Origin of the sequence: Hyalangium sp. (assembly GCF_035629615.1) — a bacterium.
In the GTDB taxonomy this organism is placed as follows: Bacteria; Myxococcota; Myxococcia; order Myxococcales; family Myxococcaceae; genus Hyalangium.
In genome coordinates this window covers 1-8,985 of the sequence record NZ_DASPHO010000099.1, presented here as the reverse complement: position 1 = coordinate 8,985, position 8,985 = coordinate 1, and the positions used below count along the sequence as shown (strand labels likewise).

The window sequence follows — 8,985 nt, the reverse complement described above, 5'->3', positions numbered from 1 at the left end:
CCGGGCGACCCGCCTCCAGCGACGCATGCAGCGCGCACGAACCCTCGGGCTCAACGCCGACCACCCGGATGCCTCGCCCTGCCCACCCGCTCGCGATGCCCGCGATCAGCCCGCCGCCACCCACGGCCACGAGCACCGTGTCGAGCCCGGGGGCATCCTCCTCCCACTCGAGCGCCACTGTGCCCTGTCCCTGGATGGTGGAGAGGGCGTCATAGGCGTGGACGGACAGTGCGCCCGTCTCAGCGATGTACGTGCCACAGGCGCTCAGCGCATCGGCGTAGCGCTGGCCGCCGATGACCACCTCGGCGCCGAAGCGGCGGATCGCCTCCACCTTCGCGGGGCTCGAGATCTCCGGCACGAAGATGCGCGCCGGGATGCCCAGCTGTCGCGCCGCATAGGCGACCGCCGCGCCGTGATTGCCTCCCGAGGCCGCTGCCACGCCTGCCTTCGGGATCGGCTGCGTCAGCAGGGTGTTGAAGGCGCCTCGGGGCTTGAACGAGCCGGCGTGCTGGAGGAACTCGAGCTTCAGGCTCACCGGGCCGTCATGCCCCAGGGTTCCGCTCGGCAGGTTCCACACGGGCGTCCGGCGGATGTAAGGGCGGATGCGCTCGTGGGCGGCGCGGAGGTCGTCTCGGGAGATGGGCAGGGTCACGGCTTGCTCGCAGGTGGGGCGATCTGTCTACCCCTGGAGACAGAGCCGGCAAAGCCGTATCGATCAGGCGGCCTTGCTCTCGCTCTGCGTGGCGGGGAGCGCCTCCGGAACGGGGACAGGGGACAGCCGCTCTCCGATGCGCACCAACCCCTGGCCCTCGCGTGCCCGGGCGTGCACCAGCGTGTAGTCGTGGAACGCCGTGCCGAACCACCGGTCCAGCACCACGGTGAAGAGCCCGTAGTGCCCCTGGTAGCGGGCGTGGTGCAGCGCGTGGAACGTGGGCGTGAAGAAGACGCGCCCCACCCACGAGGACACGAAGCGCCGGGGCAGCCACTCGGTGTTGCTGTGCCCCACCACGTTGAGGAAGTAGTTGGTGAGGATGTACCCCATGACGCCGGCCTGCGTGACGGGCATCACCTGCATGGCCAGGACGACCATGCCCATGCCGCCCCCCATCAGCACCAGGCGCTCCACCAGCGAGAAGGACAGGGAGGTGAGCGGCTCCGTCACCTGCGCCACGTGGTGCTGCGAATGGAAGCGGTAGAGCCGCCGCGTGTGCAGCAGCCGATGCGTCACGTAGAACCACACCTCGAAGCCCACGAACATCCACGCGTACGACAGCAGCGCCACGGGCACGCTGAAGGGTGCCATGCGGGGGCCCGAGAAGTACCGGAACAGCCCCACCAGCAGCGCATCGCAGAGCACCACCCCGACCGCAGCCCACGCCTCGCTGCGAAGCTGCCCGGGTGCCAGCGCTCGCCGGTACACCCGCCACCGCTCCGCCAGCCGTGTGCGGGCCAGTCCCCATCCGACTCCCAGCGCCGAGAGCTTCACCAGCCCCGAGACCACCAGGCCTGTGAACAGCACCGTCACGAGCGTGGACTCCATGGGGCTCACCTCCCGCCGGCAGCATAGACCGTTGGCAAGCTTAGCGCGCCGCCGTCGCTCAGGACTGGCCACCGCTATCCCATGCCGCGCTGGAGATGGCGCTGCTCGGGACGGTGGTGGCTGCGCGATGCGCGGAGTGGCAGGCTGCTTGCGTGGACCCACTCTCCGAGCTTCTTTCGCAACTCCCAGATGTCCCCCGGTGGCTGGAGCTGAGAGGTGCGCTGCTCGAGCGCATTCCGGCTGCCCTCTACGGGACGATCCAAGCGGGGGTGGTTCGTGCTGGGGAGGTTGGCGAGGCCGGTCTCTTTGCCCTCGGCCATCCGCCTGCGCACCTGCTCGCGGAGGCGTTCCGGGAGGCACCGGAGGCAGAGCTGGTGGTGGTCCCCGACGACCAGCCGTATCTGGCTCGGATGCTCGGCGCTGCTGGAACGAAGGCGACACTCGCGCGTCTGGCAGACGGCGCCTCCCTCGCGAGCGAAGGCAATATCGAGTGGCTGGGCCCGGGCGACGAAGCGCGTCTCACGCATGTCCCCGAGGAGCTGCATGCCGAGCTGCTTGCCGCGCTCGAGCGTGTGCCGGTCGCGACAGCCCTCTGTGAGGGGCTTCCCGTCTCGTTCTCCTACGCGGGGGCAGTCAGCGAGACGCTCTGGGATATCTCGATCGATACACTCGAGCCCTATCGCCGGCGTGGGTTCGCTGCCCAGGTGGTGACTGCGGTGGCTCGCACCATGAGGGCGCGTGGCCGGGAGCCGGTATGGTGCGCCGCGGAGGACAACCCTGCCTCTGGCCTCCTGGCGCGGAAGTTGGGCTTCGAGGTGGTTGACCACCTCTTCCTCTTCTCTCCCCAGATCCTCGCGGCCGCCTTCACACGGGACAGGTAGCCTGCTCGGGGCGCTTCAGGCGTCCCTATTCCTCCGCATGTTCTCGCGGTGCTGAGTCATCGGGTGGCAGCTCGATGCGGAGGACCCCGGTCACAGGGACGTCCACTTCTCGCCGTTGGAAGAAGTCATTCCCATCGCTCCTCTCGTAGGAGAAGAGGAGGGTGTAGCGGCCCGGGGGAACGTCGCGGAAACGGAACCCTGGGGTGCTCTCCAGGTGCTCGCGAGGATGGTGAGCCCGGGCGATCGCGTCGTATTGCTTGGACGTGGTGGGAAGAGGGGGGTGGCCCTGGAGGAGCGTGAGCCGGCCCAACCCAGGGGGGACGAGGACCTCCAGGGTGGCGCCGCGCGCCTCTTGCCAGTCCAGCGAGAGCCTGCCTCCGGGGCCCGGCACTTCCAGGAACTGCGCCACGAAGACGGGTTTCGGAGCCGGACAGCTGTCGCAATCCGCCTGCACCATGTAGGTCCCTGGTGGGAAGTGATGGCCCGAGTACCAGCCATTTCTCACCTCCAGGCCCGTCAGGCGGTCACCCTCCAGGGTGTAGAAGTTCACGTCCCCCTCGGCGATGGGCTCTCCGCCGACCCGGACCCATCCCTGCACGGTGGCCCAGGGTCGCAAGCGAAGGGTGACCTCGTGCTCTTCAGGAGAGAGCGCTACGCGCGCAGGCTCATAGCCCTTTCGTCTCGCCAGGAGGACGAGGGGCCGGGTTGGCACATCCGGTAGCAGGCAGGTACCATCCCGCGTCGTCTTGGGCGGGTCCTCGACGCCCAGCTCCAGCTCGGTGAGCGCGCGGGGGCCCTCCTGCTGGCTTGAGTACCCGGGCTCCGGTGGGATCCTCTCGAACGCTTCGATATCGCTGAGATCGCTCACCTGCTCGACTCGGGCCGGCTCCCCGCCCTGCAGTTCTTCCTGCAGCTGCAGGCGGACATCGGAGATGGGCAGCGAGGTCACGCTGTTCTCCACCCGTACGCGTACTGGGCGTCCCTCTCCCAACACGAGGTCGCCCAGATCCACGTCCTCGCCCTCGCGTGTCTCATACTCCCGATGGAGGCCCCCTACTTCGGGCACCAGGATCTTCATCGTGTGGGCCCCAGGCTCCCCCGCGGTCAGGGTGAACGTGCCGTCCGGGCTGGTGTAGGGCTCGCCATCGATCAGGAAGTGGGTGAGGGGCTCGCCATCCCCGGCGCGCACCACTCGTCCCGACACGCGCCCGTTGTAGGTCAGGACGACGCGCAGCTCGCCCTGGCTCGGGGAGACATCTATTGCTCCCGGGAGAGCACTGGATGCCCCTCCGCTCGGGCGCTCGGCCAAGGCATACCCCTTCTTTTCAAAGGAGACCCGATAGGAGAACGGCAGCAGATGCGGCAGGGTGAAGCGTCCGTCTGGCCCGGTGCGTCCCTGGAGCGGAGCGCTGAAGCGGTCGAACCTCAGCCGTAGAAGGAAGGCCCGCCACTCTGACGAGTCCTCGAAGGCCACCCCCGGCGCCAGGGAGGCCAGCAGACTCGCGGGGATGTCCTCCAGGGGCTGGTGCTCCAGCGCCGGGTGCAGCAGAGCGGAGGCTCTCACCTCTACCTCTGGGAGGGGAGTCCCGGCGCGGTTGGTGACCACTCCCGAGAGGCGCAAGCCTTCCTGGAACCGGAGGAGCACCTGCTGGGCCTTTTCCCCGCGCACGGTCAGCGACGCGGTCGCCGTCCGGAATCCCGCCTTCTCTGGAGGCATCGCCACCAGCCCGTACTGTCCGGCCTCCAGCCCCTGCAGGCCTGCATGCCCCGCCTCGTCGGTGGTGACCTTGGCGGTGAAGGACTCGTCGCCGCCGTCCCGCCACAGCCCCACGCTCGCGTGGGGGACGGGGCGATCCTGTTCATCCACGACGGTGATGTCGATCCTCGTGCCCACTCCCAGCACGAGCCACACGTCCTTTGCGGGCGAAGAGACTTCCCGCTCGACTGCGTTGAAGCCCTCGTGTTCGGCCTGGACGATCCAGGTGCCGGGCTTGGGCGCGTCCAGGATGAACGTGCCGTTCGAGTCCGTCAGGGTGCTCTCCTCGAAGGAGCGAATCGCTTTCTCTCGGAGCCCGCGGAGTTCCGCCAGCTCCCCGGGAGGTGATGGCTCCAGGTGAGGCACAACCCTGCGCTCCAGCTTGTAGAGCTCGACCCGTGCTTCACCGAGGGGGGTGCCGCTGGCGTCCACGACGCGGCCCTGGATGGTGGGGGCCGACAGGAGCATGACTGTGAGCGGAGGCGGGTTCGCGGTGAGCGCCCAGGTCTCGAGCTTCTGGGGCAGGAAGCGGTCCCTCTGGAAGGAGATGTCATAGTGCCCTGGGAAGAGCGACCGGAGGCGGAATCGTCCCTGCGCATCCGTCTCGCAGCGGGCCCTCGTCTCCGCGAAGGAGTTGTCGCTGGGACGGGCACGGACGCGAACCTTCTCGATGGGCTGTCCGTTCTCATCCGTGACCTGGCCCCAGAGGGAAAAGGTCCCAGGCAGGTCCGGCACGTCCTCCTCGCTCGCGACGGCAGGCTGCATCCCGGAGGGCTCGGCCGGCGGTCCGCTCTCGTGGGCTTCGCCCTCTGGGAGGCTCACCCCCCAAGGGAGCCACTGCCGCGCGCCGTCCCAAGAGGTGCCGCGCGGTTCATCCTCGGCAGTCAGTAGGGAGGACGACGCTTCCGGCTCGAGGTGGAGGTACAGCAGCGCGCCCAACGTGGCGATGACGGCTCCGAGGATCAGCCAGCGCTGCATCTTCGCATCCCCTGCCGGGGTAGGGCGCCACACCCCGGTCAGGGCCAGTCTAGAGGAAACTCCTCAGGAGATGCCCCAGCGCACGCGGCCGGGAGACAGCAGCGCGCCGGCCCGCGCCAGCTCGCTCAGCCGGAAGCGCTCTGCCTGCTTCTCGAAGGCGCTGCGGCACCGGTCCGAGCAGAAGAAGTACCGGCGCTTCTTGTACTCCGTCGAGGGTTGCCCCTCTGGCTCCTCCAACTGTCGTCCACAGACTGGATCGAGGTGACGGCCTTGTACGCTGTTCATCACTCGCCTCCCACCTTGGGACGTCGGCCGTCGCTGCACGGCTCATACGCCCTCACCCGTCCCCAAGGATAAGCACGACACGTGCCAGTGGCCTGGGTGGCTCAAGGCCCAGAAATGGCAGGGGATCGCGGTCAGGCAGGGAGGCGCTCACGGCCCCCCGGGGGGAAAAAACTTCCCCCCCGGTTCCAACTTCCGAGAAAGGGGCGAGCGCTCAGAAGGCCGTGCCGATGCTGCCGCCGACGAAGGTGTCATCCATATAACCGCGGCGGAAGCGCATCAGCTCCAGGCGGAAGGAGAGGCTCATCCGCTCCGAGAGCCGAGGCCGGCCCCGGAAGCCCACGCCGTACTGGAGCAGGGGCTTGATGCCCTTCACCGGCGTGAGCTCCTCGCCGATGGCGAGGGAGGTGCTCTGGTAGGCGAAGCCGCCGCCGACCTGCCCGAAGACGCCGTAGGTCTTCTCGGCGCCGAAGACGAACTCGTACGCGGGCGCCAGCGAGAAGTAGTGGTTGCGGGAGCTGCCGTTGATGAGCGTCGTGCCGGCGCTCGAGCCCGCCATCATCCAGCGCACGTCCAGCCAGAGCGTCTCGCGCAGCGGCTCGTTGTTGAGGATGCGGCCGTACTCCCAGGTGAAGCGCAGGCCGAGCCCGAACGTCGGATCGGCGAAGCGGCCCTGAGAGCTCTCGAGCAGCATGGCGCCCATGATGAGCTCCCCGGCGAAGCCCTTGTTCGGGTCATCGTCGCCGGCCATGCGCTCGAAGTCGTCCTCCTGCGCGCGCTCGTCGGCCATGCGGTCATGGTCGGCGGTGGGATCGCTGCTGCGGGGGGGGAGCTTCCGCGGGGCGTCCTCCACCTCTTCGTCATCATCCGGGTAGGCGAGGGGAGCGTCGTCCTCGTCCTGAGCCAGGGCGGGGGTGGAGAGGACGAGCGCCCCGAGGAGCAGGGGCAGGAGGCGTGCGTACAAGGGTGAGGTCCTCATGGCTTACGGAGGGGGCAGCTTGGTGCAGGTGTTTCCGCCCTGGGCCGCGGCCGGGCAGGGAAGGCCAGGGCCCACCAGACTCGCGGCGGGGATCTGCAGGTGGTCGATCAGCTCGTTGCACAGCGCCGTCTTCAGCGGCACGTCCGTGACATGCTTGATGAACACCGCGGCCACGGAGGTGAGGTTGAAGTTCTGCTGGTTGTTCTGGCTGAGGGTGACGAGCTGCTTGAGGCCCGGGTTGTTGGCCGTCTCGTCCGAGTAGGCGGAGATGATGGCGCGCATGAGCACCTCGCGCTGCCCGGTGCTCTCCCCGGCCTGGTAGAGCGCGCTGGCGAGGATGGAGCCCAGCTTGTACTCGAGCCCCTGCGCGGAGAACGTGCCCAGGGCGGCGTTGTTGAGCTGATCGCGCATGAAGGCGTCCACGCACCGGTCCGTCTTGGCCAGATCGCGATCGTTGCTCAGGTTGTCGTCGAAGGAGGTGCGGAAGAAGCGCGAGTCGCAGCCGGTGGCGCTCTTACAGGTGACGCCGTAGCCGTGGTAGTCCGCCAGGCCCTCGTCCAGGGCCTTGATCAGGTTGGCGCCCGGGCTGGCCCCCACAGCGCCCCACTCGAGGATCGGAGGCGGGAGCCGGCGCGAGCCGTACACCTTCCGGTTGAAGACCATGTGCGCGTACTCGTGCGACATGATGCCGGAGTTGATGGCCAGCGGGGCGCGCTGCAGCGCGTCGAAGGGCGCCAGCATGAAGGACTGCGTGGGCGCGAACCACAACGCGTTGTCCTTGATGGGCTCCGGGTTGGCGTCCTTCAGGATGAAGTCGGGGAAGTAGTAGACGGTGGCGGGCCCACCGAAGTCCGCCAGGGGGATGTTGCCCACCGTGTTGAAGTACTCGCGGGACTTCTCGAAGTTGTAATAGGCCGTGACGAGGTTCCAGGTGTGGAAGTCCGCCGGCCAGAGCACGTTGTCCTGGGTGATCCAGTTGGCGGTGACGGGCCGGCCCTCGGCCTGGACCAGCGCGTTGGCGAAGCCTTCTTCCGTGCTGGCCGCCTGCTGCTCCGGATCGGTGGAGTCCAGGACGATCCGGGCGCCGCCGATCAGCTTCGCGACATCCCCCTCCATGCGGATGATGTCCGTGAGGGTGTTGAGGGTGACTTCCTGGGTGATGTAGCTCCCGTTCCCGGAGAGCACGAGCGCGCGGACCCTCACCGGATCCTGCGGCACGGGCTCGCACGCGGCGAGGAAGAGGAGCGCGGCGGCAATGACTGTTCGATGCATGACGGGGGTTTTACTACGGCTGGCGGGACATTCAGAAGGTGTACTCCGCCCCCAGTGTGGCCAGCCCGGTGCGGAAGGGGTCGCTCTCCTCGGGAACGTCTACCTGCAGGGCGACGGAGGCCCACAGCCGGACAGGCTCGCCCAGGCGGAACGTCCACCGGGTGGCCAGCAAGTGGCCGTGGCCCTGGCCTGGCACGTAGCCGGTAAAGGCGTAGGAGAGCTGTCCCCGCACGGTGGAGTTGAGGATCCAGGTGACGGAGGGCTTCACTTCAAAGCGGGCTGGGGCGCTGGGCAGGCCCGTCACCGTCCCCAGCCGGCCTGCCACCGCGCTGCCCAGATCCCGGTACAGATCCTCCAGGAAGGTACGCTGCAGGGGACGATCGTCTCCTACCTGGGCATAGCGCTCGGCCAGCGCCTGCTGCTCCTCCTCGGAGAACTGGCCGGTGCTCAGCGGATCGTCGCTATAGAGGTAGAGGCCGCCGCGCAGGCCCAGCTCCCAGTGGGCCCCCAGCAGCAGCCGCGCTCCCAGGGAGGGCCTCAGCACGCCCAGCTGCTCCTCGCGCTGGAAGATGACCCGGGGCTGCTCTCCCTCTCGGCGGGAGACGAGCGCCCGGCGCAGGGGATAGCGGGTGAGGCCCACGCCCACGTCCAGCCCGTACTCCACGTCCGAGAGCCCGCCCGAGTCGTAGCCCGCCGAGAGGGCGAGCCCCTGGCTGCTATAGGAGGTCCGCGCGCCCAGGGCCGGCAGCCCGAGCCGGGGCATCTCCCGGGCCAGCGGGGTGAGGGTCGTCTTGGGCAGGCTGGCAATCAGCCCGCCGGAGACGAGCCAGTGATCGGACAGGGCCTGGTCCACCCCCAGGGAGAGCTGGTGGGTGGGGGCGGTGTCGGGGCCGGGGATCAGGCCGCTGTAGCCGAAGGTGAGGAACGTGCTGTCCTCGCGCAGCTCCACATCTCCCAGCAGCGTCCACGCCCGGGAGTCCTGGCTGGCACTCAGCTCGGCGATGAGGGTGGCCGCGCGGGCGGGCAGGGCCCCCAGGGCCAGCAGCAGGCAGAACCCCCACGGTGGGAGGGGACGGCCTGGCCTCCGGATTCCTTGACGCATCGTTTCCACGCTCCGTATGGTGCCGCCCCTTCTTCTTCCCGAAACGCTCAACAACGCAGGCGGTGTCATGGCAGTCCCGTTCATTACCGAGGTCAAGCGTACCCATAGCTGCGGCCAGCTCACCAAGGAGCATATTGGCCAGGAGGTGGTTCTCTTCGGCTGGGTGCAGAACCGGCGCGACCACGGCGGCGCGGT

The 8,985-nt window shown here is 68.6% G+C and carries 8 protein-coding genes; 1 reads left to right on the top strand and 7 read right to left on the bottom strand.

Features of this window, described 5'->3' with window-relative positions; genetic code table 11:
* The coding region (locus VD972_RS04590) for a pyridoxal-phosphate dependent enzyme (protein ID WP_324981326.1) at positions 1–652 on the bottom strand (652 nt) is incomplete at its 3' end.
* Positions 653–715: 63 nt separating this feature from the next.
* Entirely contained in the window at positions 716–1,540 is an 825-nt protein-coding gene (locus VD972_RS04585; protein ID WP_324981322.1) for a sterol desaturase family protein, read from the bottom strand.
* Positions 1,541–1,692: 152 nt separating this feature from the next.
* Between VD972_RS04585 and VD972_RS04580 the strand changes: the two genes are divergently transcribed.
* Complete coding sequence (locus VD972_RS04580; RefSeq protein ID WP_324981318.1) at positions 1,693–2,421, top strand: GNAT family N-acetyltransferase; 729 nt, start codon at positions 1,693–1,695, stop codon at positions 2,419–2,421.
* 25 nt (positions 2,422–2,446) lie between these two features.
* On the opposite strand, the gene VD972_RS04575 is transcribed toward VD972_RS04580, so the two are convergent.
* The 5 genes from VD972_RS04575 to VD972_RS04555 all read right to left on the bottom strand — a co-directional run bounded on the left by VD972_RS04575 (position 2,447) and on the right by VD972_RS04555 (position 8,790).
* On the bottom strand, positions 2,447–5,155 hold the full coding sequence (locus VD972_RS04575; RefSeq protein ID WP_324981315.1) for a carboxypeptidase-like regulatory domain-containing protein: 2,709 nt from the start codon (positions 5,153–5,155) through the stop codon (positions 2,447–2,449).
* A 63-nt stretch (positions 5,156–5,218) separates the two neighbouring features.
* On the bottom strand, positions 5,219–5,440 hold the full coding sequence (locus VD972_RS04570) for a YHS domain-containing protein (RefSeq protein WP_324981312.1): 222 nt from the start codon (positions 5,438–5,440) through the stop codon (positions 5,219–5,221).
* Positions 5,441–5,651: 211 nt separating this feature from the next.
* On the bottom strand, positions 5,652–6,401 hold the full coding sequence (locus VD972_RS04565) for a hypothetical protein (RefSeq protein WP_324981309.1): 750 nt from the start codon (positions 6,399–6,401) through the stop codon (positions 5,652–5,654).
* A gap of 18 nt (positions 6,402–6,419) precedes the next feature.
* Positions 6,420–7,688, bottom strand: a complete 1,269-nt coding sequence (locus tag VD972_RS04560; protein WP_324981307.1) for a hypothetical protein — start codon at positions 7,686–7,688, stop codon at positions 6,420–6,422.
* A 31-nt stretch (positions 7,689–7,719) separates the two neighbouring features.
* Positions 7,720–8,790 (bottom strand): hypothetical protein, encoded by a 1,071-nt coding sequence (locus VD972_RS04555; protein WP_324981304.1) that lies wholly within the window; start codon positions 8,788–8,790, stop codon positions 7,720–7,722.
* Positions 8,791–8,985 lie beyond the last annotated feature (195 nt).

Coding starts and splice junctions, on each gene's coding strand:
- VD972_RS04560 (WP_324981307.1), bottom strand. CDS start 7,688: ATGCATCGAACAGTCATTGCCGCCGCGCTCCTCTTCCTCGCCGCGTGC.
- VD972_RS04570 (WP_324981312.1), bottom strand. CDS start 5,440: ATGAACAGCGTACAAGGCCGTCACCTCGATCCAGTCTGTGGACGACAG.
- VD972_RS04555 (WP_324981304.1), bottom strand. CDS start 8,790: ATGCGTCAAGGAATCCGGAGGCCAGGCCGTCCCCTCCCACCGTGGGGG.
- VD972_RS04575 (WP_324981315.1), bottom strand. CDS start 5,155: ATGCAGCGCTGGCTGATCCTCGGAGCCGTCATCGCCACGTTGGGCGCG.
- VD972_RS04585 (WP_324981322.1), bottom strand. CDS start 1,540: ATGGAGTCCACGCTCGTGACGGTGCTGTTCACAGGCCTGGTGGTCTCG.